This window comes from Enterococcus mundtii (genome assembly GCF_002947535.1).
GTDB lineage: Bacteria > Bacillota > Bacilli > Lactobacillales > Enterococcaceae > Enterococcus_B > Enterococcus_B mundtii_B.
In genome coordinates this window covers 22,986-47,710 of record NZ_PUAP01000026.1, presented here as the reverse complement: position 1 = coordinate 47,710, position 24,725 = coordinate 22,986, and the positions used below count along the sequence as shown (strand labels likewise).

Annotated in this window: 24 protein-coding genes; 20 read left to right on the top strand and 4 right to left on the bottom strand. The window is 39.5% G+C overall.

Going from position 1 to position 24,725, the window contains the following annotated elements:
* Window positions 1-16: 16 nt before the first annotated feature.
* From pstC to CUS89_RS08015, 16 genes are all read left to right on the top strand, one after another.
* Complete coding sequence (gene pstC, locus CUS89_RS08090) at window positions 17-937, top strand: phosphate ABC transporter permease subunit PstC (protein ID WP_019722973.1); 921 nt, start codon at window positions 17-19, stop codon at window positions 935-937.
* On the top strand, window positions 937-1,821 hold the full coding sequence (gene pstA / locus CUS89_RS08085) for a phosphate ABC transporter permease PstA (RefSeq protein WP_104871728.1): 885 nt from the start codon (window positions 937-939) through the stop codon (window positions 1,819-1,821). The genes pstC and pstA overlap by 1 nt, the downstream gene beginning before the upstream one ends.
* A 14-nt stretch (window positions 1,822-1,835) precedes the next feature.
* Window positions 1,836-2,642: a phosphate ABC transporter ATP-binding protein PstB gene (gene pstB, locus CUS89_RS08080; protein WP_104871727.1), complete on the top strand. Its 807-nt coding sequence runs from the start codon at window positions 1,836-1,838 to the stop codon at window positions 2,640-2,642.
* A gap of 15 nt (window positions 2,643-2,657) precedes the next feature.
* On the top strand, window positions 2,658-3,416 hold the full coding sequence (pstB, locus tag CUS89_RS08075; RefSeq protein ID WP_104871726.1) for a phosphate ABC transporter ATP-binding protein PstB: 759 nt from the start codon (window positions 2,658-2,660) through the stop codon (window positions 3,414-3,416).
* Window positions 3,417-3,428: 12 nt separating this feature from the next.
* A complete protein-coding gene (gene phoU / locus CUS89_RS08070) occupies window positions 3,429-4,100 on the top strand; it encodes a phosphate signaling complex protein PhoU (protein ID WP_104871725.1) in 672 nt (223 codons plus the stop codon).
* A 581-nt stretch (window positions 4,101-4,681) separates the two neighbouring features.
* The gene (locus tag CUS89_RS08065; RefSeq protein WP_104871724.1) at window positions 4,682-5,728 is read left to right on the top strand and encodes a YibE/F family protein; all 1,047 of its coding nucleotides are present in this window, start codon (window positions 4,682-4,684) and stop codon (window positions 5,726-5,728) included.
* Window positions 5,728-6,486: a YibE/F family protein gene (locus tag CUS89_RS08060; protein WP_104871723.1), complete on the top strand. Its 759-nt coding sequence runs from the start codon at window positions 5,728-5,730 to the stop codon at window positions 6,484-6,486. Before CUS89_RS08065 ends, CUS89_RS08060 begins: the two co-directional genes overlap by 1 nt.
* Before the next feature lie 111 nt (window positions 6,487-6,597).
* Window positions 6,598-8,169: a daptomycin-sensing surface protein LiaX gene (liaX, locus tag CUS89_RS08055; RefSeq protein WP_104871722.1), complete on the top strand. Its 1,572-nt coding sequence runs from the start codon at window positions 6,598-6,600 to the stop codon at window positions 8,167-8,169.
* A gap of 152 nt (window positions 8,170-8,321) precedes the next feature.
* Complete coding sequence (locus CUS89_RS08050) at window positions 8,322-8,627, top strand: PspC domain-containing protein (protein WP_010734926.1); 306 nt, start codon at window positions 8,322-8,324, stop codon at window positions 8,625-8,627.
* The gene (locus tag CUS89_RS08045) at window positions 8,627-8,983 is read left to right on the top strand and encodes a phage holin family protein (RefSeq protein ID WP_104871721.1); all 357 of its coding nucleotides are present in this window, start codon (window positions 8,627-8,629) and stop codon (window positions 8,981-8,983) included. Before CUS89_RS08050 ends, CUS89_RS08045 begins: the two co-directional genes overlap by 1 nt.
* A 226-nt stretch (window positions 8,984-9,209) precedes the next feature.
* Entirely contained in the window at window positions 9,210-10,148 is a 939-nt protein-coding gene (gene hprK / locus CUS89_RS08040; protein ID WP_010734928.1) for an HPr(Ser) kinase/phosphatase, read from the top strand.
* A 14-nt stretch (window positions 10,149-10,162) separates the two neighbouring features.
* Window positions 10,163-10,993 (top strand): prolipoprotein diacylglyceryl transferase, encoded by an 831-nt coding sequence (gene lgt / locus CUS89_RS08035; RefSeq protein WP_104871720.1) that lies wholly within the window; start codon window positions 10,163-10,165, stop codon window positions 10,991-10,993.
* 43 nt (window positions 10,994-11,036) lie between these two features.
* Window positions 11,037-12,050: an NAD(P)H-dependent glycerol-3-phosphate dehydrogenase gene (locus tag CUS89_RS08030; RefSeq protein ID WP_104871719.1), complete on the top strand. Its 1,014-nt coding sequence runs from the start codon at window positions 11,037-11,039 to the stop codon at window positions 12,048-12,050.
* A gap of 22 nt (window positions 12,051-12,072) precedes the next feature.
* Entirely contained in the window at window positions 12,073-13,005 is a 933-nt protein-coding gene (gene galU / locus CUS89_RS08025; RefSeq protein ID WP_104871718.1) for a UTP--glucose-1-phosphate uridylyltransferase GalU, read from the top strand.
* A 124-nt stretch (window positions 13,006-13,129) separates the two neighbouring features.
* Entirely contained in the window at window positions 13,130-13,573 is a 444-nt protein-coding gene (locus tag CUS89_RS08020) for a DUF948 domain-containing protein (RefSeq protein ID WP_104871717.1), read from the top strand.
* Window positions 13,574-13,575: 2 nt separating this feature from the next.
* Window positions 13,576-14,139 carry a YtxH domain-containing protein gene (locus tag CUS89_RS08015; protein WP_019724317.1) on the top strand — a complete coding sequence of 188 codons (564 nt, stop codon included), beginning with the start codon at window positions 13,576-13,578 and terminating at the stop codon, window positions 14,137-14,139.
* Window positions 14,140-14,263: 124 nt separating this feature from the next.
* Here CUS89_RS08015 and CUS89_RS08010 read toward each other — a convergent pair.
* A protein-coding gene (locus tag CUS89_RS08010; RefSeq protein ID WP_104871716.1) for an IS3 family transposase occupies window positions 14,264-15,675 on the bottom strand; the annotation gives its coding sequence in 2 pieces (ribosomal slippage) (window positions 14,264-15,120 and window positions 15,120-15,675; 1,413 coding nt in all).
* 104 nt (window positions 15,676-15,779) lie between these two features.
* On the opposite strand from CUS89_RS08010, the gene CUS89_RS08005 reads away from it, so the two are divergent.
* Window positions 15,780-16,208 (top strand): GNAT family N-acetyltransferase, encoded by a 429-nt coding sequence (locus tag CUS89_RS08005; protein ID WP_071866769.1) that lies wholly within the window; start codon window positions 15,780-15,782, stop codon window positions 16,206-16,208.
* Window positions 16,209-16,349: 141 nt separating this feature from the next.
* Here the strand turns inward: CUS89_RS08005 and CUS89_RS08000 are convergent, their stop codons facing one another.
* Entirely contained in the window at window positions 16,350-17,453 is a 1,104-nt protein-coding gene (locus CUS89_RS08000) for an aminopeptidase P family protein (protein WP_104871715.1), read from the bottom strand.
* A gap of 213 nt (window positions 17,454-17,666) precedes the next feature.
* Here CUS89_RS08000 and ccpA point away from each other — a divergent pair, with 213 nt between their 5' ends.
* Window positions 17,667-18,668, top strand: a complete 1,002-nt coding sequence (ccpA, locus tag CUS89_RS07995; RefSeq protein WP_023520019.1) for a catabolite control protein A — start codon at window positions 17,667-17,669, stop codon at window positions 18,666-18,668.
* Between the two features lie 205 nt (window positions 18,669-18,873).
* On the opposite strand, the gene CUS89_RS07990 is transcribed toward ccpA, so the two are convergent.
* Entirely contained in the window at window positions 18,874-21,219 is a 2,346-nt protein-coding gene (locus CUS89_RS07990) for a transglycosylase domain-containing protein (protein ID WP_104871714.1), read from the bottom strand.
* Window positions 21,220-21,480: 261 nt separating this feature from the next.
* On the opposite strand from CUS89_RS07990, the gene CUS89_RS07985 reads away from it, so the two are divergent.
* Entirely contained in the window at window positions 21,481-22,374 is an 894-nt protein-coding gene (locus tag CUS89_RS07985) for a deoxyribonuclease IV (RefSeq protein ID WP_104871713.1), read from the top strand.
* 103 nt (window positions 22,375-22,477) lie between these two features.
* Here CUS89_RS07985 and CUS89_RS07980 read toward each other — a convergent pair whose 3' ends face one another.
* The gene (locus CUS89_RS07980) at window positions 22,478-24,040 is read right to left on the bottom strand and encodes an Nramp family divalent metal transporter (RefSeq protein WP_104871712.1); all 1,563 of its coding nucleotides are present in this window, start codon (window positions 24,038-24,040) and stop codon (window positions 22,478-22,480) included.
* A 245-nt stretch (window positions 24,041-24,285) separates the two neighbouring features.
* Here CUS89_RS07980 and CUS89_RS07975 point away from each other — a divergent pair, with 245 nt between their 5' ends.
* Window positions 24,286-24,510: a YneF family protein gene (locus CUS89_RS07975; RefSeq protein WP_010734944.1), complete on the top strand. Its 225-nt coding sequence runs from the start codon at window positions 24,286-24,288 to the stop codon at window positions 24,508-24,510.
* Window positions 24,511-24,725: the final 215 nt, after the last annotated feature.

Genomic DNA, 24,725 nt, shown 5'->3' with positions numbered 1-24,725 from the left:
CAAGGAGGAATCATCTGTGGAAGATGTAAAAAAAGCACTAGTAACTAAATCCAAGCGCTCGAAAATGGAACAACGTGGAAAGTTTATCAGCTTTTTGTGTATTGCATTGATTGTAGTGGTTGTTTTAGCAATATTTTATTTTGTTGCCAGCAAAGGGTTAGCGACCTTTTTTGTTGATAAAATCAATATTTTCGATTTCTTGTTTGGAACAAATTGGAATCCGAGTGCCTTAGGACCGGATGGAAAACCAATGGTTGGGGCTCTACCAATGATTGCGGGATCATTTATCGTCACTTTTTTATCTGCGATCATTGCAACGCCGTTTGCGATCGGCGCAGCCGTTTTTATGACAGAAATCTCTCCGAAAAACGGAACAAAGATTTTACAACCAGTCATTGAACTGCTTGTAGGTATTCCTTCAGTTGTTTATGGTTTTATCGGTCTATCCGTCATCGTTCCGTTTATTCGTGGCATTTTTGGCGGAACTGGTTTTGGTATTTTAGCCGGAACATTTGTGTTGTTCGTAATGATCTTACCAACGGTTACGACGATGACAGTCGATGCGTTAAAAGCTGTACCAAGACATTATCGTGAAGCATCTCTTGCGTTAGGAGCAACGAGATGGCAAACCACGTATAAAGTCGTTTTACGCGCAGCAATCCCAGGAATCTTGACAGCAATCGTCTTCGGGATGGCTCGTGCCTTTGGTGAAGCCTTAGCGATCCAAATGGTTATCGGTAATGCGGCATTGATGCCAACTGGCTTTACCACACCGGCAGCTACGTTAACATCGATCTTGACGATGGGTATCGGAAATACGATCATGGGTACCGTTGAAAATAATGTTCTATGGTCACTAGCCTTGATCTTACTCTTGATGTCATTATTCTTTAATATCGTTATCCGCTTGATCGGTAAGAAGGGAGAATTGAAATAATGAATGCAAAACGTTCTGATAAAATAGCAACAGGTATCTTATATGTGATTTCAGGCATTATCGTCCTGATTCTCGCTGCGTTGCTTCTTTACATTTTAGTTCGCGGTATCCCACACATCTCTTGGTCATTCTTGACTGAACCGTCAAAAGCGTATCAAGAAGGTGGCGGGATCGGGATCCAATTATTCAACTCCATCTATTTACTGATCATCACGATGATCATCAGTTTTCCGATTTCACTGGGTGCAGGAATCTACTTGTCTGAATATGCAGGTAAAAACTGGTTGACAGACGTGATCCGCACATCAATCGAGATCCTTAGCTCATTACCTTCTGTTGTCGTCGGTCTATTTGGTTTCTTGGTTTTCGTTATCCAATTCCAATATGGATTCTCGATCATTTCAGGTGCCTTAGCATTAACGGTATTCAATCTACCTTTATTGACTCGAACGGTCGAAGAATCTTTACAAGCTGTTCATTACACACAACGTGAAGCTGGTTTAGCTTTAGGATTGTCTCGTTGGGAAACAGTGCTTCGTGTCGTCGTTCCTGAAGCGACACCGGGTATATTGACAGGGGTCATCTTGAGTTCTGGTCGTATTTTCGGGGAAGCCGCAGCATTGATCTATACAGCTGGTCAAAGTGCGCCAGCCTTAGATTTTACTAACTGGAATCCATTTAGCATTTCCAGCCCGATCGGTATCTTCCGACAAGCTGAAACACTAGCTGTCCACATCTGGAAAATCAATACAGAAGGAACGATGCCAGACGGCGTTTCCGTTTCAGCAGGAGCTTCTGCGGTATTGATCATCGCTGTGTTACTATTCAACTTTGGTGCTCGAGCAATTGGGAAACGTCTGCACCGTAAAATGACTTCAGCTTAAGGAGAAGAAGCAGAATGAAAGAATATAATATGAATGAAACCAATATCATCAAAATGGGCGCTGAGAAAGATGTCGCTCTATATACAGATGATTTACACGTATGGTATGGCGATAATGAAGCCATCAAAGGAGTAGATCTTGAGTTTGAGAAAAATAAGATCACTGCTTTGATCGGCCCTTCAGGATGTGGAAAATCCACATATCTTCGTTCATTGAATCGAATGAACGATGGGATTGCAAACACGAAGATCACAGGTCAAATCATGTATAAAGACGTCAATGTCAATGCACCACAAATCGACGTTTACGAAATGCGCAAACGAATCGGAATGGTGTTCCAACGTCCAAATCCATTTAGTAAATCGATCTATGACAATATTACGTTTGCCTTGAAACAACATGGTGAGAAAAACAAACAAAAACTAGATGAGATCGTAGAAACTAGTTTGAAACAAGCGGCGTTATGGGATCAAGTAAAAGATAGTCTACACAAAAGTGCCTTGGCACTATCCGGTGGACAACAGCAACGTCTATGTATCGCCCGTGCAATCGCGATGAAACCAGATATTTTATTGCTTGATGAACCAGCGAGTGCGTTAGACCCGATTTCAACAGGGACTGTAGAAGAAACGTTAGTCAACTTAAAAGAAGATTATACGATCATTATTGTGACTCACAATATGCAACAAGCTGCCCGAATCAGTGATTACACTGCTTTCTTCTATCTTGGAAATGTGATCGAGTATGACAAGACGAATAAAATATTTACTAGACCTAAGATTCAGGCAACTGAAGACTATGTGTCCGGTCATTTTGGTTAAGACGGAGGACTTGCTATGACAAAAGAAATTATCTCATCAAAAGATCTTCATCTGTATTATGGGGAAAAAGAAGCCTTGAAAGGCATTGATCTAAGTTTCAACAAAGGCGAGATCACTGCGATGATCGGACCATCTGGTTGCGGGAAATCTACTTATTTACGTTCATTGAACCGTATGAATGATTTGATCCCTGGCGTGACGATCACTGGTAGTGTCGTTTATAAAGGCAATGATATCTACAGTCCTAAAACGGATATCGTTGGACTACGTAAAGAAATCGGCATGGTGTTCCAACAACCAAATCCTTTTCCATTTTCAATCTATGAGAATGTCATTTATGGGTTGAAAATCAAAGGTGAAAAAGATAAAAAAGTGTTAGACCAAGTAGTAGAAGAAAGCTTGAAAGCAGCATCCGTTTGGGAAGATGTCAAAGATAAGTTGCATAAAAGTGCGTTGTCTTTATCAGGTGGACAACAGCAGCGGGTGTGTATCGCCCGAGTTTTGGCAGTCAATCCAGACATTATTTTGCTAGATGAGCCAACAAGTGCCTTAGATCCAGTCTCTACTGGTAAAATAGAAAGTATGTTATTAGAGTTAAGAGAACGCTATACAATGATCATCGTGACCCACAATATGTCACAAGCATCACGTATTTCAGACAAAACAGCTTTCTTTTTAGACGGCAATTTGATCGAGTTCAACAATACGAAAAAAATATTTATGAATCCAGATAAAAAAGAAACGGAAGATTATATCTCAGGACGATTCGGATAAGGGGGAAAGAGGATGTTACGAACACAATTTGAAGAAGAATTATTGAACCTTCATAATCAATTTTACGAAATGGGAATGATGGTCAGTAATGCCGTGCATAAATCAGTGCGCTCTTATACAAAACACGACAAAGTTCTTGCAAAAGAAGTAATTGAAAATGACATTACGATCAATGATATGGAAACACGATTAGAGAAAAAGAGCTTTGAAATGATCGCTTTACAGCAACCGGTGACTACCGATCTACGGACGATCATCACCGTAATGAAAGCTAGTTCAGATTTAGAGCGTATGGCTGATCATGCAGTATCGATCGCCAAATCAACGATTCGTCTTAAAGGAGAAACAAGAATTCCTGAAATCGAAAAAGAAATCTCTGATATGTCTGATTACGTCAAGAAAATGGTGGACAACGTCTTAGTTGCTTACGTAAAAACAGATGAAAAAGATGCTCGTACCATTGCAAACATGGATCATCGCGTCAACGAATCATTCAACCGCATCTACAATGCAACGATCAAGAACATGCAATCAAATCCCGAAACTGTTATCAGTGGAACGGACTATGTCAACGTAGCAAGCTATTTAGAACGAATCGGTGACTACGTAACGAATATCTGTGAATGGATCGTGTATCTAGCTACAGGTAAAATCACTGAGCTGAATACAAACCATAACGAATAGCCTAATCATTGATAAAAATCTCAAGCTGGTTTTTATCAAATACTGATCAGGCTTTCCGAGAAATAAAAGCCCACCTCCGAAAATAGAGCCATATTTTTGGAGGTGGGCTTTTAAATTGAGTAATAAACAATTATTTGGAATGTTGAGATGTTTAGTTGCTTGTTGTTATCCATTTTCAGGTACATTAGACATTCGATTTCTTCTGAAATGAATAAACGGTGTTCAAGAAGCTGACCTTCAACACTAAGCTAAAAAATTGTAAAATATGAAAAACTATTTTTCAATTTTCTATCTTACTGCTCAGGTCAAGTCGCTTCTTTTACAACCTAGATAAACGGTGTTCAAGAAGTAGCTCCTTCGGAAATAAGCGTGAACCCCCAAAAATTTGAAGATCAATTTTCGGTTCTTCACTCTTATTTCTTGGAGCTGAGCACTTCTTTCACAACCTAGATAAACGGTGTTCAAGAAGCAACACTTCGGACATAAGTTAAAAAAATCAAAAATGAAAAAGCCATTTTCGATTTTTCTGCCTTATGCCTTAGTGCTGACCGCTTCTTTCACAACCTCTGAAAGGAAGGCGTATGTACAAAAAAAATCAGTTATTGATCAAATGTTTGATTCTTTGTAGTTGTTTTGTGGTAGCTTGGGTAATCCAAAATACGACAGAATGGTACGAAGAACCGATCATGCAAGTACAGCAAGTATCGCTAGAAAATGAACAACAAGTAATCAAAGGAGAATTAATGAATACGCAAGCGAAAGGAACAGAACTCATTCTGTTTATTCCGCACCAAGAAAATCAGATCGAACATGCAAAAGCTAAGACGAATCAACTTTATCTCGTACGAAAAATCGGGGATGAATGGCAGATACTCAGCAAAAAGAATGACGGCTGGTTATTCCTTTTTACAAGTTTATTTATCTGTGCGCTCTTATTCGTAGGCGGTAAAGCAGGCATATTCACTTTGATCAGTGTCGGACTCAATCTCTTATTATTGATTTTACTTCTTCAGGGATTCACGCAGACCCAAGGAATATCATTAGTGATGACGAGTGTCCTTTTTGTGTTAATAGGAACGATCATTTGCGTTGTCGCCTTAGATGGGTGGCAACAAGGTGGGTTGGTAAAAATCGTTGCAACTATTTCAAGTGTAGGGGTAGCCTTTCTAATTTGTTTGTTGGCAATGGATTATTTGAATGATCAAGGATTACGCTATGAAGAAATGAGTTACTTGACTCGCCCCTATCGTTCCGTTTTTTTAGCTAGTTTATTAGTAGGGATGACTGGTGGCGTGTTGGATACAGTTGTCACAGTCACGACTACTTTGGATGAGTTGGTGAGTAAACAACCGAAACTAACAATGAAACGATTATGGCAGTCTGGTCAAATGGTGGGACAAGATGTGATTGGTTCCATGACGAATATCTTACTATTCGTATACGTCAGTGGGACGATCCCGATGTTACTTGTTTACTTTAACAATGGTTGGCCTTTGAGAGATGCGGTTGAGTTACATCTCTCGTTGGAATTGCTAAGGGTGATCAGTGGAAGTCTAGGTATTGTCCTTTCGATTCCTATTACACTTTTATGCTATTTAGGTCATTTGAAGTATCGGAGGGCGATTTGATGAATGTACTTTTGCTCTTAGCGCTTCTCTTAGTGCTATTGATTTTATTGGTTGGTGGAAAAAATGGACTGTATACGATCTTAGGTCTGTTCATCAACGTATTGTTGTTTTTCCTTCTATTGGTCCTGTATCATTTTCGTTTGCCAATATTGCCAAGTGCCATCGTGATCTTTTTATTGATCACTAGTGTGACGTTGTTTTTTGTCAATGGTTATAATCTCAAGATGAAAGCAGCTTTTATAAGTGTTTTATTATTTCTAGTTATTTTCTTATTAGTGACGCCGGTTCTTTCTGAACTAGCGGTCCAAGGATTTACAAGGATTGAATTAGATGAGCTGACAGGGTTTGATTTGCATGTACCTTTGGATTTTTTCGCATTGACACGAGCGATTTTATTGATCAGTGTCAGTGGGGCCGTGTTAGATGCAAGTGTGTCGATCGCTAGTGCGACGTATGAAGTATATCTTACAGATCCATTACAAACGTATCGTGAATTAGTAAAATCGAGTATGCGGATCGGCAGAAAAATTTTAGCTACTACAGTGACAACATTGGTGTTTGCTTTCATGGGAAATTGTTTGGCACTGATTTTATGGTTTATCGATCTAGAATTGTCTTTTGCTCAGTTGATCAACGAAAAAACCTTCGTTTTGGAGTATGTAACTGTAGTGATCACAACAAGTGCAGCAATCCTTGTTTTACCGATAACATCAGTCATTTCTTCAGTTTTATTCACTCGTCAGGAAAAATCATCCTAAGAATGAGAGAAAGTTACAACTTAAGTCCTATGACTTTTTCTTCAAATCATTGCATAATGTGTATGTAAGGAAAAGCTTGCAAACAATTTTTGCTATAAGGAGGCAATTTCCATGAAAGAAAGAGAACGTATTTTAGAATTAGTTAAAAAAGGCATCCTTTCCACAGAAGAAGGTTTAGACCTATTAGAGAGCATGGCAACTGAAAAAGATGAAAAGCAAATCGCAAAAGAGGCAGATCGTGTACATGCTGATCGTAAAGAAAAAGATGAAGCAAGTCGCTTGATCGATGAACTTGAAAATGGCAGAACTGAACGTGAAACAGTAGAACCAGACCCAAGACAAAAAGAACAAGAAGATCAAGAAAATCTAGAAAAAATCCTAGATGAATTGGCGACTGAAGCAAACAAAACTTCTGCTCACTTAGATGAAGTCAACGCAAAACTTTTTGAAAATAAAATTGCAAGCAATGAAAAACAGGAAACATTGATGCAATTGAATACAAAAGAAGAGTTGGATCAACTAACAGAAGAAGAATTGACACAACGCCAACAACTAGAGCAAGAAGTCAAAGAACTAGAAGCAGCTGGAGATCTCTTATCTGAAGAACGCATCAAGCTTGAAGCTGAACTAAAAGATATCCGTAAAAACCAATGGTCTGAGAAAAAAGACATTTTTGCTGAGAAGTTTGACTTACCAGAAGATTGGAAAGAACAAGCAAATGACACATTGAACCAAGTTGGCGAGAAAATGACTGAAGCTGGGACTCAATTAGGTAAATTCTTAAAGAAAACCTTCCAAAATGTTTCCGTAACAGTGAATGACAATATGGAATGGAAAGATGTCAGCTTACGAGTACCTGGTATCGCTACAACTAAATTTGAACACGAATTTTACTATAGCGCGCCACAAGCCAGTATCATCGACATCAAAGCGGCTAATGGGAATGTAACCTTGAAAACTTGGGATAGCGAAGACGTAAAAGTCGAAGCGAAAATCAAGCTTTATGGAAAAATGGGTGCAGAGCCTTATGAAGCTTTTGCTGAACGCAGTCAGATCGAAGTCAATGAAGAGCACATTTCATTCCAAATCCCGAACAAACGTGTACGTGCCGATTTAGTCTTCTACTTACCGAAACGTACGTATGACCATACAGCAATCAAATTACTGAATGGTAATATTGTAGTTGAAGACTTAGATGTAAAAGACATCTACATGAAATCAACAAACGGCAATATCATGGTTGAGCAAATGGCTGCAACGATGCTTGAGATTGGTGGAGTCAATGGGAATATCGATGTCCGTAATGGAGACATTTTAGATTCCATCATTGAAACAGTCAACGGGACAGTTACTTTTGGCGCAACACCAGAAAACTTAGCGATCTCATTAGTCAATGGTGATGTTCGTCTGACAGTCAAAGAAGATCGTTTGAAGAAAATCGAAGCAAGCTCTGTCAACGGTAACGTAAAAGTTGCATTGCCAACAACTATCGGTATGGACGGTCACGCAAAAACAAGTCTAGGTAGTATCAATAGCCGCCTATCTGATTATGAAGTGATCCGTGAAAAGAAAGAGCGCACGAACCAAATGCTAGAATTCCGTCGCGTTTCTGAAAATGAAATGGCGAAAATCGAGTTGTCTACTACAACAGGTAGCATCTATTTAAAAGATACAGATAAATAATTTTTTCGCTTCGACTTTCTGAAAGAGGAAGGCGAAGCGAGAATCATACTTATAAGAAACAAACAATCGGTTTGTTATTCAATAAATCTTCTGAAGAAAGATTGTCTTAGCACCTTTCTTCCATTAAAATAGTAGAACAGAGGTGAAAGAAAATGAAAAAAAAGTTGACAAAATCAAATAAAAATATTGTATTGACTGGTACTTTAGCTGGAATTGCTGAATATCTTGGAATTGATCCAACGGTTGTGCGTGTCATTTACGTCTTCTTAAGTTTAGTTGCATTCGGAAGCCCGATTATCTTATACATTCTGTTGGCTTTACTTGTGCCTTCAGGAAAGAATAATCAACGTCGTTATGGACATGACAACGACTATTATCAAAAAAACAACTACAGAGAACAAACGAATAAACGAAAAGAGGCAGAGAAAATCAACGATGACGAATGGAGTGACTTTTAATGTCTTATCTTCAACGTATTGTTGTTAGTACGCTGACGTTTATCTCTCTGGCAGTTATTTTTCCAAATATGATATTTGTAAATAGTATTTGGACCGCAGTTGTGGCTAGCTTTGTTCTTTCTGTGCTGAATCTATTCGTCAAGCCGTTCATTATGTTTTTTTCGATTCCATTTACCTTATTGACGTTTGGATTATTCACTTTCGTCATCAACGCATTGATTTTACAAATGACCTCCTTCTTTGTAGGAGCTGCTAATTTTAGCTTCTCGTCATTTGGATCAGCGTTGGTGATCGCGGTGATCATGTCATTCGTAAATATCGTCGTAAGCAATCGTAATGTAAACCGGAGTCGTTAGAAAACAATTCAAAGGACAACAAAGCACAATCAAATGAGTAAAAAGAGGAAGTGGCAACTGTCGCTTCCTCTTCTTTTTTTAGAAATGAGAACGATTTCAAAGCAGGCATCTATCATAAAAAACTAGCGTAATGAAAAGGATATCCCTTGTTTTTTTTATTGGTAGTACTTTTCCCGATAGAATGATAAAATAAAAGAGAACAGTTTAATAGAAATGAGGTATACGAATGGCAGAAATGGTAAAAGTTAGCCAATTAGTAGAAAAACTATCATTAGAAATCGTCACTGGTGACGAGCAAAGTTTAAATCGTGTCATCGTAACTGGTGATATCTCCAGACCTGGACTGGAATTGACCGGTTATTTTAATTATTATTCCCATGATCGACTACAGTTATTTGGGAGTAAAGAAATCAGCTTCGCAGAACGGATGATGCCGGAAGAGCGTTTGATGATCATGCGTCGTTTATGTAGTGAAGACATGCCAGCCTTTATCATATCTAGAGGATTAGCTGCACCGGAAGAGATGATTCAAGCAGCGAATGAACATGGCATGGCTGTCTTGAGATCACCAATCTCAACCTCACGTTTGCTTGGCGAGCTATCAAGTTATTTAGATGGACGATTAGCGCCTAGGACAAGTGTTCACGGTGTCTTAGTCGATGTCTACGGACTAGGTGTCCTGATACAAGGAGATAGTGGGATCGGTAAAAGTGAAACAGCATTAGAGTTGATCAAAAGAGGCCATCGCTTGATTGCTGATGACCGTGTGGACGTTTATCAGCAAGATGAACTAACCGTTATTGGTGAGCCACCAAAAATCCTTGAACATCTGATTGAGATTCGCGGAATCGGGATCATTGATGTAATGAATCTTTTTGGAGCCAGTGCAGTCAGAGGATCGATGCAAGTCCAATTAGCTGTCTATCTAGAAGCTTGGGCAAAAGAGAAAAAATACGATCGTTTAGGGTCTGAGGATACTTCTGTTGAAATTGCGGAAGTGGGTATTCCTCAAATCAAAATACCTGTGAAAACTGGACGAAATGTCGCGATCATCATTGAAGTTGCTGCCATGAATTTCCGTGCGAAAACAATGGGATTTGATGCAACGAAGACATTTGAAGAAAGATTGAGCCGTTTGATCGAAGAAAATTCAAACGGACAATAGCTAGGAGTGAAAGTATGATTGCACAAATCAATCGGGTCGCTTTTGACCTTTTAGGAGTCCCTATTTACTGGTACGCATTGATCATTGTTTCAGGTATTATCATTGCCATGTGGTTAAGTAGTCGAGAAGCAGTAAGAGTAGGGATGAAAGCAGAAGATGTCACTGACTTTATGTTATGGGGATTACCCTTATCGATCATTGGCGCACGCTTGTATTACATCTTGTTCGATTTGCCACAGTATATTGCAAATCCAATCCAAATATTCAATATCCGCTCAGGCGGCTTAGCGATTTATGGCGGTCTGATTGCAGGAGGTATCACGTTATATTTTTACACGAAATATCACTTCATTGATGTCTGGACATTTTTGGATGTTGCTGCACCTAGCGTTTTATTAGCACAAGCAATTGGACGCTGGGGGAATTTCATGAACCATGAGGCATTTGGACCAGATACAACAAGAAGTTTCTTAGAAAGCCTATATTTACCAAATTTTATCATTGATAATATGTATATCGATGGGATCTATCGGCAGCCAACCTTCCTTTATGAATCAATGTGGAGCCTTCTTGGTGTGATCATTCTCTTATTACTAAGGAAAAAAGCGCATCTTTTGAAAAAAGGAGAAATCGCACTGCTTTACTTGATATGGTATAGTTTCGGTCGTTTCTTCATCGAAGGAATGAGAACGGATAGTCTTTACCTTTTAGATACGATCCGTGTGTCACAGCTTTTATCTGCGGTGCTATTCATTGGCGCGATCATTCTATTCATCTGGCGTCGGAAAAAAGGAAACTTACCAGATTACGACCGATCTTTAGGGAAAAATCAACTGATCATCTAAAGTCCAAGTCGAAAAAAATGAAAAAATTTGCAGGAGTGGTAAAATGAAATATAGGGTAGCGGTTTTAGGTGCTGGCTCGTGGGGAACAGCATTGGCACAAGTGCTTGCTGAAAATGGTCATGACGTTCGACTATGGGGACATCGTGCTTCACAGATTAATGAAATCAATCAAAAGCACACCAATGAGCGTTATTTGCCAGAACACCAATTGCCCGAAACGATCGTCGCATACACAGACATGGCTAAGGCTGTTTCTGAAGTAGATGCTGTTTTGTTCGTTGTACCAACGAAGGCGATTCGTTCTGTATGTCAAGAACTCGTTGAGGTCTTGCAAACAAAACCAGTGATCATCCATGCAAGCAAAGGCTTAGAACAAGGAACACACAAGCGGATCTCAGAAGTCTTGGCAGAAGAGATCCCAGCAGAAAAGAGACAAGCAATCGCCGTTTTATCAGGCCCAAGTCATGCAGAAGAAGTGGCTCGTCAAGATATCACGACGATCACTGCTGCAAGTACGGAGGTAGATGCTGCTAAATTTGTTCAAACGTTGTTTTTGAATCATTATTTCCGGATTTATACGAATCCTGATGTTATCGGGGTCGAGATGGGTGCCGCTTTGAAAAATATCATTGCAATCGGTGCAGGTGCGATCCATGGCTTAGGTTTTGGGGATAATGCAAAAGCAGCTATCATGACAAGAGGATTAGCAGAAATCAGTCGCTTAGGTGTGGCGATGGGTGCAAACCCGTTGACCTTCATCGGACTGAGTGGTGTCGGAGATTTGATTGTTACCTGTACAAGTATCCACTCGAGAAACTGGCGTACCGGTAATCTCCTTGGGCAAGGCCATGAGTTAAGCGAAGTCTTGGACAATATGGGCATGGTCGTTGAAGGCGTCCAGACGACACGAGCAGCTAAAGAGTTAGCTGAGACCATGGGGATCGAGATGCCGATCACTCAAACGATTTATGAAGTGCTATATGAGCACAAGAACATAAATGAAGCAGCGACAGAGATCATGTTGCGCGATGGTAAAAAAGAGAATGAATTTCACTAACATTTTTAAGGGAGAGAAAAAAATGAAAGTAAAAAAAGCAGTGATTCCAGCAGCAGGTTTAGGAACAAGATTTTTACCTGCAACAAAAGCGATGGCAAAAGAAATGTTGCCGATCGTTGATAAACCAACGATTCAATTTATCGTAGAAGAAGCGTTAAAATCAGGGATCGAAGACATTTTGATCGTCACAGGGAAAGCAAAACGCCCAATTGAAGATCACTTTGACTCAAATATCGAATTAGAAACGAACTTAGGCGAAAAAGGAAAAACTGAATTACTGAAATTAGTAGAAGAAACAACGGATGTAAACCTTCATTTTATTCGTCAATCACATCCTAAAGGGTTAGGACACGCGGTTTTACAAGCAAGAGCATTTATCGGCAATGAACCGTTTGTTGTCATGTTAGGCGATGACATCATGGAAGATGAAATCCCATTGACTCAACAACTGATCGACGATTATGAGCGTACACATGCTTCAACGATCGCCGTGATGCAAGTACCACATAAAGATACATCTAAATATGGAATCATCAATCCAGGGGAAGAATTAGAAGACGGCTTATTCAATGTCAAAGATTTTGTTGAAAAACCTGAACCAAGCAAAGCACCAAGTGATTTAGCAATTATTGGACGCTATTTATTGACACCCGAGATCTTTGATGTCTTAGCAGAGCAAAAACCAGGTGCAGGTAATGAGATCCAATTGACCGATGCAATCGATACATTGAATAAGACACAACGCGTATTCGCACGTAAATTTACTGGGAAACGTTATGATGTCGGCGACAAATTTGGTTTTATGAAAACAAGCATCGAATATGGATTGACGCATCCAGAAGTGGGTGGACCATTAAGAGAATATATTCTATCATTAGGCAAGTCTTTAGCAGCAGAGGCGCCTTCAGCTTTTAATCAATCAACAGAAACTTCTGAACCAACAAACAAAAAGTAAACAAGCAAGATGCTTCAGCTGCTGATCAAAATGTAGGTAGTTGAAGCTTTTTGCTGTTTTTTATTTGTTTAAAAAATATGAAAATGCTATCCTTATAGCAAGAAGAGGAGAAGGGGGCTTGATTATGACAGTTGGAGAAATTGCTGGCTTGATTGCAGCAATTGCTTTTGCAATACTTGTAGTCTTTCTAGTACGTGTATTGATTCGATTAGCAAAGACGATTGAAAAAGCGGAACAAACAGTAACAGAAGCAAACACAACGATTGAAGTCGTTACGAAAGATGTTGATCTTTTATCGAGGCAAGTCGAGGGCTTGTTAGTGAAAAGCAACGAGTTATTGAATGATATCAACGGAAAAGTAGCAACGATCGATCCTTTATTTACAGCTGTCGCTGATTTAAGCGAGAGTGTATCAGAATTGAATTCTTCAAGCAAACACATCGTTACTAAAGTCGGTGGCATCGGTAAAACAACAGCAAAAGCAACTGTTGCCGGAAAAGTCGGTGGGACTGCAATGAAATTCTTTAAACATAAAAAACCAACAACAGATACGACAGGAGGAAAATAATCATGGCAAAAAAAGGTGGATTTTTACTAGGCGCAGTGATTGGTGGTACAGCAGCAGCAGTAGCAGCTCTACTACTTGCACCAAAATCAGGTAAAGAATTACGTGATGAATTAGCAGCACAAGCGGATGATTTTCTAGATATGGCTTCTGATTATACAGAGATGGCAAAAGAAAAATCAACTGAATTGACAAGTATCGCAAAAGACAAAGCACATGATCTTTCACAACAAGCAGGCGATTTAGCTGGTAATGTAAAACAAACAGTCTCAGACGCAACAGCAGATGCAGGAGATGAATCAGAAGATATTTTAGTGACATTGAAAGAACAATCAGCTGATTTATCTGATCGTTTCAAAAAGTCTGCTGCTGATTTAGGCGACACAGCAGCTGCTGCGAAAGAAGACATCATGATCGACATCAAAGATACAGCAGACCAAGCAGGTAGCACTGTAAAAGAAGGCATCGACGAGGCAAAACCAGTTGCTGAAGATGCAAAAATCTTGTCTGAAATGGCAAAAGAAGATGCAGCTACTGCGAAAGAAGATCTAAAGGATACATTTAAATAAGCAACACTAAAAAGTGAGCAAGAAAAGGCACGATCAGGAAACAACCTGATTGTAGTGACCCCAAAAAGTTAGACTTTTATGGAGTGGAGAAATCCACTCCTTTTTTGTACGATAAAATTAACTGTTAGACAGCTGTTTTTACAGCTTCTCGAAACTGAACCGGACTTCGCCAATTTAATTTCTTTTTGATGCGTTTATGGTTGTAATAATAGATATATTGGTCAATTTTTGTTTTCAATTCATCAAAACTCCGATAGACTTCTCCATGAAAAATCTCTTGCTTCAATAGACTAAAGAAGTTTTCCATAGGTGAGTTATCTAAACAATTTCCTTTACGAGACATACTCTGGAAGATTTTATGCTGCTTCAATTTATTCTTATAAGCATTCATTTGATAGGCCCATCCTTGATCTGAATGGAAGGTTCTACGAAATGGGCAATCATTTGTTATCTGGATTGCTTCTTCTAATCCTTCCATTATAGCTAGTGCGTTTGGCTTTTCAGAAATCCGATAAGATATAATTTCACTATTGTAGAGATCCATGAAAGGATCTAAATACAGCTTTTTCTGACGAACGATACCTGTGGTATCTACTTCATAATACTTAAACTCTGTGGTATCAGTTGTAATTTTTTGGTGACAGATACTTGTATAAAACCGACGATGAATACGATTTTTGGCGACAGTGCCAACTTTCCCACGATAAGAATTGTACCGTCGAGATTTTCGAGTGTAAGACTTTACTTCGATACCTAGTTTTTTTATCAGACGTTGGATCTTCTTTTTATTGACATGAACCCCTTGATTCTCTAATGCTTTTTTTAGTCGCAGACAGCCATAGTCTTTATGTTCTTTGCGAATTTCAAGCATTTTTTCTTCAATTTCTTGGTCTGGGTTTGGTCTGTCAAACCGTTTCTGCCAATACATATAGGTTGCTTTAGGAAATTTCAATATTTCAAGAAGCTCAACTAGTTTGAATGATCCTCGGAGGCTGGCGATGATTCGTGCGATTGATTCTTGCGTCTTTGCTGGGCTTCTTGTTTTCGCAGCTTCCTCAACTCTTTTAAAAAAGCATTCTCAATTTGAAGGGAGCGGACTTGTTTTTCTAATGCCTTGATACGATCGCGTTCTTCAGTTATTGTATTTTCTTTTTTGTTTTCTTTTTTTCTAGTCAAAATAAGTGGTCGCCCTTTCTCTTTTGAGAGCCCCTCAATACCCGCTTCTCTGAAATTGCGCATCCAATTGGCAATAAGCGCATGGTTGTTCATTTCTAAAGCGTTGGCAACTTCTCGATAGGACATCTCACTTGTTTGATATAACTCTATCGCATTTAACTTAAATTGAACAGAATATTTCTGCTTTTGACGCTTTCTGAATAGACCTTTTTCTCCGTATTCACGATAGGTATTCACCCAACTACTTACTTGTGTCTTGCTTGAAATACCATATTTGTTGGCAAGATGCCGATACCCACCCCCGCCACTAAGATATTCTTTAACGATTTTTATCTTTAATTCAAAATGATATTTTGCCATACAAATAGCGACCCCCAAAAGTTAGATTTTTTGGTCTAACTTTTGGGGGTCGCTGCAGATTCGTGTCCTTTTTTCTCTAATCTTACGAGGAGAGGAAAGTGTAAATGATTGAGATCAAGAAAAGCGATTCCGAAGAAACAGAAAAGAAAATCATTGGTCTGCTGAACGAACAATATATGCAATCATTTTCTACAAATGAACACTTAACAACTCAAACCATTTCAATCAGTGCATCTAAGGATGAGAAGTGGATCGGTGGCGCAGTAGCATCTTTATTTGGAAATACCTTGCATCTATCATTGCTCGGCGTAGATCAATCGTACCGTCACGAAGGCATCGGATCGCGATTAATAGAAGCGGTTCAACAAACAGCATTGGAAAATCAGTGCTTATATATGACCGTCAATACTCAAGACTATCAAGCTCGAAAATTCTATGAAAGACATGGTTTTGAAGTATTTGCTTCGGTGGAAAACATGCCTTTTGTTGGGACGACTAAATTCTATTTGAAGAAGCAATTAACAAATGAATAGGTATCGACAACTAACTGATGCCAGAGAAGCAACTCAAAAAAAAGCGATAACCCGAAAATCGTTCTCTACTTTGGGGTTATCGCTTATTTACAGGTCAAAACGCTTCTTTATTATTCAGTGTTGAGCGCTTCTTTTACAACCTTACTCCACCACTAACAATTCTTTTGGTGTTGTTGTAAATGGAACACAACCGTCACTTGTGACGTAGACACAATCTTCAATTCTTACGCCAACTTGATCAGGGATATAAATACCTGGTTCTAATGAGAAGCACATACCTTCTTCGATGACTAGATCATTGCCTGCGACTAGTGAGGGATATTCATGGACCGTTGTACCAATGCCGTGACCTAGACGATGATTGAAGTATTCTCCATAGCCATAGCTTTCAATGACGTTACGTGCGACTTGATCAAGTTCAGCGGCTGTGACGCCTGGACGCACGGCTTCTTGGGCTGCTAATTGGGCTTCAAGTGTGATCTGGTAGATTTTTTCTTGGAACTCCGTTGGTTTTTGGTAGGCGACTGTCCGTGTCGCATCACTACAATAGCCATCCCATACGACGCCTAGATCGAATAAGACAAGTTCATTTGGTTGGATCGTAGTACTTCCAGGTGTTCCATGAGGGCTGGCTGCATTTGTCCCCGCTAAAACCAGCGTGTCAAAAGACATTTGAGATACCCCTTGTTTTTTTAGTTGATATTCGATTTCAGCAATAATCGCTTGTTCCGTTACGCCTTCTTTGATCGAGCGAAAACCGATCTCAAAAGCTACATCAGCCCATTTTCCTGCCGCAATCAGTTGCTCTTTTTCTTTTGTTGTTTTGATCAATTGCAGACGTTGGATGACCGGAGTCAGGTCAGCAAATCGCACAGTGCTTGTCATTTGTTGTGATAAGGCGTCAAAGCGATCAACCGTCAACGCATTTTTTTCGATCCCGATCGTTTTTACTTGTGGATAGCGTGTGCGGATCTCTTGACCGATCAACACCCAAGGATCTTCACTATCAAGATAACCCCGGACATCATAGGCCCAAGGACTATTTTGTGCATCTTCTACTTCCAACGCTGGTGTAAACAAGAAAGGATCTTGGTCAAGTGGAAGAAAGAGGGCTAGTACACGTTCGTGAGGTTCACTTTCATAACCAGCAAAATAGGCGATATGACCTGGATCACTGATATAAGCAAGATCGATTTCTTTTTGAGCCATCCATTGGCGTAATTCATTGATTTTTTCAAGATTCATTTGGACATCCTTCTTTCGCATTTATGGCATGTTTCGATAATTCATTGTACCACTCTTGTAAAAAAAGACCAATTGACTAAAAGTGAAAAAGGTGTTTTTTTTCATGAAAACGCTAGTAAAACGGTTGCAATTTCTGTCAATCTTTGATATCCTGTTTTAGAAATGTAAATCGTATTTTCAGAAAAGATATAAAAACAGAATAGGAGAACAACGATGGAAAAACAAACTATCACTATTTATGACGTAGCGAGAGAGGCAAATGTTTCGATGGCTACTGTTTCACGTGTTGTCAATGGGAATCCAAATGTAAAACCTGCTACAAGAAAAAAAGTATTGGAAGTCATTGACCGCTTAGATTATCGCCCAAATGCTGTAGCTCGTGGTCTTGCAAGTAAAAAAACAACGACAGTTGGGGTCATCATCCCAGATGTCAGCAATATGTTCTTTGCTTCATTAGCACGTGGGATCGATGATGTGGCAACGATGTACAAATATAATATCATTTTGGCAAACTCAGACGGAAATGACCAAAAAGAAGTCAACGTACTGAACAATCTTTTAGCCAAACAAGTCGACGGCGTGATTTTCATGGGGCATCATATCACAGATGAGATCCGTGGCGAATTCTCACGTTCAAAAACTCCGGTTGTTTTAGCTGGTTCGATCGATCCAGACGAGCAAGTTGGAAGTGTCAACATCGACTATACTTCAGCGACAAAAGATGCAGTGACTAAATTAGCTAAAAACGGCAATAAAAAAATTGCCTTTGTAAGTGGTGCATTGATTGACCCGATCAATGGACAAAACCGTTTGAAAGGCTACAAAGAAGCGTTGAAAGAAAACGGACTGACTTATAGTGAAGGATTGATCTTTGAATCAAGCTATAATTTCAGAGATGGTTTATCATTAGTAGAACGTATCCACAATAGTGGAGCAACTGCTGTTTATGTAACGGATGATGAACTAGCAATCGGTATTTTAGATGGCTTGATCGACCGTGGTGTGAAAGTACCAGAAGAATTTGAGATCATCACAAGTAATAACTCTTTATTGACTGAAGTTGCTCGCCCACGCTTAACAAGTATTACGCAACCATTATATGACTTAGGTGCGGTATCTATGCGTCTATTGACAAAAATGATGAACAAAGAAGAAGTAGAAGAAAAAACAATCATCTTACCTTATGGAATTGAAGAAAAAGGTTCAACGAAATAAGTCGATTGATCGAATAAAACGATAGCTAAAAGGAGCTGAAATGACAAAGAATAGTCGTTTCAGCTCCTTTTTTGTGGGAATAGGAGGATCAAAGCTTCACCAAAGATAAGTAAAAACGTATAAAAAATGAGCCTGACCTTGATATCATTTATCAAGATCAGGCTCATTTTATTATGAGAAAGAGTAGTGGACTCAGATTGTTTTGTTAATCGTCGTCTTTATCATCCTCTTTGTTCTGTGGATTTTCACGTTCGAATGTTCCGACAGTGTTCCAGTAATCTTTATAATTTTCATCCGTTCCACCTACACCAAATTTGAAGGTGCTTTTCTCAGGACCATTTTTTGCCCAAAGTGACTCGACAGTTTTGCTAGGTGTATTGATCGATCTTCGGTCAACGGTTACTTTTCCAGGTAATTGTCCTGTAAAGGCAGAGACGTCTTCTTTCTTCACATCAGAAGCGAGTGTGAATTTCTGATCGGTACCAAATATCGTTGGGTTTACTTGATACACTTGATTGATCAAGTTCGCTAGATATTTGGATGAACGGAATCTTGCTTGGGCATCCATTCCGGTATTATCATCGTGTCCTGCCCAACTACTGATCGTGACAGACGGTGTGGAGACAACTAACCATGAATCTCGGTAATCATTCGTTGAACCAGTTTTACCGATCCAGTCAGCTTGGCCTAAGCTGCCATTGAGACTAGTGATATCATCTTTGAATGGGGTAGTGATTTTTTCATTGATAACGCTACGCATCATATCATTGACGATCGAAGCTGCGGCTTCAGAAAAGACGCGTACTGGTTTGTATTCATGTTGATAAATGACATTTCCATCATTGTCAGTGATTGCATCAATGATATATGCTTGCTGGAATTCGCCATTATTTGCTAATGCCTGGAAACCATTGGTTTGTTGAAGAGTAGTGACATCGACTGTTCCCAGTGGTGCCGATTCAACGCCCCAGTTGGCATTCGCGGGATAGTTCATTTTTGCTAGATATGTCTCATAGGCGTATTGTTTTGATCCGCCATTGTTCAAAACATCTTGATATAAATGGTAAGCAGGGATATTGTTCGACCATTCCAATGATTCACGAATCGTTTGGAAAGTATTTGAGCCTTTATTCGTCGCATTGACGATGTCTTCACCGGCATTTGCGCCTTCTTGCCAAGTAGTTGCATAGTCAGAAACACGTGATTCTGAACCAACTAAGCCCATATCGATCGCAGGACCATAGACCAACATCGGCTTGATCGATGAACCCGCTTGTCTTTGGGTATCAAAGGCATGATTATTTTGGTTCAGCGCATAATTACGACCACCAACAAATCCATAAACACGACCTGTTTTATTGTCCATCAGAACGTTACCGGTCTCAACTGGTGAACCTCTTCCGTCATCAAGTAAGTAGCCATAATTGGCAACACCTGCTTGCATCGCATCATAGATGCCTTTGTCGATCGTTGAATGGATCGTGTAGCCTTGATTTTGGATCGTTTGTTCTGCTCGTTGATAGTAGGCATTGTAGACGTCTGTATCGGATAGATCCGCTTTGTCTTTTTCTCCCAGTTGTCTAGCAATGATATCGGTCGCGGCATTCATGACCGTGTAATATAAGAAGTCACGGTCAGTCTGTTCTGCTACTTGTTGACCTAAGAAATCTTTCGTTAAGTCATAGGCTTTTGCTTCTTCATATTGTTCTTTTGTGATTTGGTGTTCACGATACATGCTAAATAGCACGATGTCTTTTCTTTCTAAGCCGGCAGTAAGGTCTTCTTTCAATGCACCTGTATTGGTATAAGGGCTATAAGTGATCGGACTTTGTGGCAAACCTGCGATAAATGCAGCTTGTGGTAAGGATAAATCACTCGCATTGACGCCGAAGATCCCTTGTGCAGCTTCTTGGACACCGGCAATATTTTGGCCTTTATTGTTTCTTCCGAAAGGTGAAACATTCAAATAAGTGGAGATGATTTCGTCTTTGGTAAAATGTTTCTCGACTTGAGCAGCCAATAAAATCTCATTTGCTTTACGCTTAAAGGTTGTTTCATCGGTCAAAATCTGTTGCTTGACTAATTGCTGTGTCAACGTTGATCCACCAGATGAACCGATTCCAGTTGCTTCAGAGAAAAGTGCCCGGATCACCGCTTTAGGAACATAGCCTTTATGCTCTTCAAAATATTCATCCTCTGTGCTAATGATCGCAGATTTTAAATAAGGTGACATTTGATCTGAAGGGACAGTTGTCCGCATCAAATCAGTTTGGATCGTCGAGATCTCTGTATTATCAGCATAAACAAGTTTGGATGTTTCGGTTATATTGCCTAACTCAGATTGTAACTCAGATTTGGAAGGTAGCTTTGTATCTTCAACCAGATATGCAAAATAGCCGGCACCGACTCCCACACCTAAAGCAGCGAATAGAATGATAAGAACCATGATAAAAACGGTTAATGATTGAAAAACGCGAAAAATGACCTTAGGAACAAACCATTTTTCTTTTGTTCGTCGTGCTTGTTTTCTTCGTGTATTATTACGTGGCAAAGGTTTCACCTCAACTAATGGTTTTATTTCGCTAATTATAGCAAATAATAGAACAAAAAAACAGACATGGCTTTTTTTGTATCTTTTTTGACCGTTAGTTTTGAGAAAATATTAAAAAAACCTCTAGTTATTTTGCATCTGCTCGGATCATTAGACAGATCTCAAACTTTTCTTTCAAATCCGTTTCAGTTAAGATAAAAGGAGAGTGAACAAATCCATTCACTGAGCGACTAGCCGAGAGGGCTTTATAGGAGGAGTACGATGTTATTAGGTTCACATGTCAGCATGAGCGGTAAAAAAATGTTACTAGGTGCAGCAGAAGAAGCAGCCAGCTATGGTGCTTCTACTTTTATGATCTATACGGGCGCACCACAAAATACACGTAGAAAACCAATTGAAGAAATGAATATTGAAGCTGGAAAACAATATATGGAAGAACATGGACTGAAGAATATAGTAGTCCATGCACCGTATATCATTAATTTAGGAAATACAACGAAACCAGAGATGTTTCCTTTTGCTGTTCAGTTTTTAAGAGAAGAGATAGTTCGAGCGGAAGCATTAGGAGCAACTCAGATCACATTGCACCCAGGCGCACATGTCGGTGCTGGAGCAGAGGCAGGGATCGCAAGGATCATTGAAGGGCTAAATGAAGTCTTGACGAAAGAGCAGACCGCACAAATCGCCTTGGAGACCATGGCAGGAAAAGGCACGGAGATCGGTCGAACGTTTGAAGAGTTGGCACAGATCATTGATGGCGTGACGTTGAATGAAAAATTATCAGTGACCTTTGATACCTGCCACACGAACGATGCCGGTTATGATGTAGCGAATGATTTTTATGGTGTCATTGAAACGTTTGATAAAGTGATTGGTTTAAATCGCTTGAAAGTACTACACATCAATGATTCAAAAAATCCACAAGGTTCACATAAAGACCGCCACGCCAATATCGGCTTTGGTACGATCGGTTTTGATGCGTTGAATAAAATCGTCCATGAACCAATGTTCAAAGATGTTTCAAAGATTCTTGAGACACCATATGTTGGGAAAGATAAAAAATTAGCTTATGCCCCTTATGGGAAAGAAATCGCGATGTTCAAAGCTGAAACCTTCGATCCAGAAGTATTCCCGGAATTATTAGCAGAAGCCTGATTAATCTGTAAAGGTTATTAGATAAAAAAAGCCTAGGTCACAAAAATATGTAAAAATATTTTTGTTCATCTAAGCTTTTTTTATTTAGTTTAAAAAACTTTGATCACGACAACTCTTGTAATCGTTGTTCATAGCGTTTATTTCCCTTATAAAGATCAACGATCGTCCAAGCGAGTAAGGCTAGTACAGCGATAATGATGATGTAGGCAATCTGATCGGCGAAGGCAATCGTCGAGCTGGAAGCTTGATCGCCGAAGAAAGCTTCGATTTGTCCTGGAAGTCCGCGCAAGTTTAAATACGTCAAACTGATGACAGAAAACCAACCAAGTATTTTGACGATCAGTGAATTTTTGAAACGGGCGCCCATTTCAGCTTGACTGTTGGTCATCATCAATAAAGGAATCATTGAAAAAGGCAAGGCAAAAGCTAAGAATACTTGGGACTCATTCATTAGATTGTTCAGCGCTGTATGTTCTTCGATCGTGCCTTTGGAGCTAGTGAACAAGACACAAAGTAGTACTGGAATGACGGACAATAGTCGAGTCACTAAACGGCGTAACCAGATCGGCATACGCATATGGATAAAGCCTTCCATAATGACTTGTCCAGTCAATGTACCGGTAATCGTTGAATTTTGACCAGAAGCAAGCAGTGCTACTGCAAACAAGGTCGAAAGAATACCTGATTTTGCTACGGCGATCAAGACGCCATTGCTCATAGCAGAAGGATCGGAAAGTGCTTCATACAAACCAAAGAAAGAGGGATCTTGAACTGCACCAGTTTTAAAGACGGCAACCCCCATGATCAAAAGAAGTGCATTGACAACGAAAGCCATCGTTAATTGGATATTGGAATCCCACGTCGAGAAACGAACCGCTCTTGCAATATCTTCTGGATCTTTTCGATCGATCTCGCGGGTTTGGGAAACGGCAGAGTGCAAATAGAGATTATGGGGCATCACAGTTGCACCAATGATCCCTAAAGCTCCAGTCAATGGTGTTTCTCCGCCGATTTTTGGTTCTTCAGCAAATGTTTGGCTATTAGGGATAAAGCCTTTGAATAGACTGCTCCAGTCAGGATTTGAAAGCGCCACTTGGTAGACAAAGACAAATAGGATAACGAAAATCAAACAGACGACTAACGCTTCGATTTTACGAAAACCGATCTTTGTCAAAAGAAGTAAAACAAATACATCTAAGACAGTAATAAAGACAGCAATTGCTAAAGGAATATCAAATAATAAATATAGAGCGATCGCTGCACCAATGACTTCAGCGATATCTGTCGCCATGATCGCTAATTCGGTCAAGATCCAAAGAATGACCCCTAGCGTTTTACTCGTACGAGCACGAATCGCCTGTGCCAGATCCATTTGGCTGACGATCCCAAGTTTGGCAGCCATATATTGTAGTAACATAGCAATTAAGCTGGACATCAGAATAACTGACATCAATAAGTATTGGAAATTTTGGCCACCGGTGATCGATGTTGACCAATTACCTGGGTCCATATAGCCGACTGCTACGAGTGCACCAGGTCCGGAATAGGCAAGTAAGGTGCGGAAAAAACTTTTTCCTTTTGGTACTTTGACCGTACCGTTTACTTCTGAAAGGGATAACCCATTCGTGTGTTCAATCCATTTATGTTTATTCTCGTGATTATTCAAATGAAAACCACCCTTCTATTTCTTTTTCGAATTCATTCTACACCCAGAGACGAAAAAATAAAAGAAAAAAATTCGGCTTACCTAAAAATTAAATGTGGCTTACTTTCTAAATAGGCTCTTTTGTATAATCATGAAATAAAAATGACTTTTTTTACATATTCTTAAGAAAACGCCTTTCTTTTTTTTGTAAGTTTTAGTAAAATGAATCATTGAGAGCAATTAGGAAAAGGAAAGGAGAGATTTACATGGTATCAAACGGAATCGTTGTACTTATTGCAGTTATTGCATTGTTAATCGGCGCAGTCGGTGGATTCTTTCTTGCGCGTAAATATATGAAAGATTACTTAGAAAAAAATCCTCCCGTTAATGAGGAAATGTTAAGATCAATGATGATGTCTATGGGGCAAAAACCATCTGAAAAGAAAATTCGTCAGATGATGCAACAGATGAAGAACCAAGGGAAGAAGTAGGTTCTTATTCGACAACATCAAAAAGCGGGCTGATTGATTTCAGCTCGCTTTTTTCTTTTTCTCAATTTGAGAAAAGCGCATTCATTCATGCCGATCAACGATTATTTTTACAAATTGTATGACGATCATATTTTTTCGATTGTGATCAACGATATCTGAGGATGCAATTCAACCTCGGAAATAAATGGAATTTTTTAGGAGTTAGAAGGAGGAAA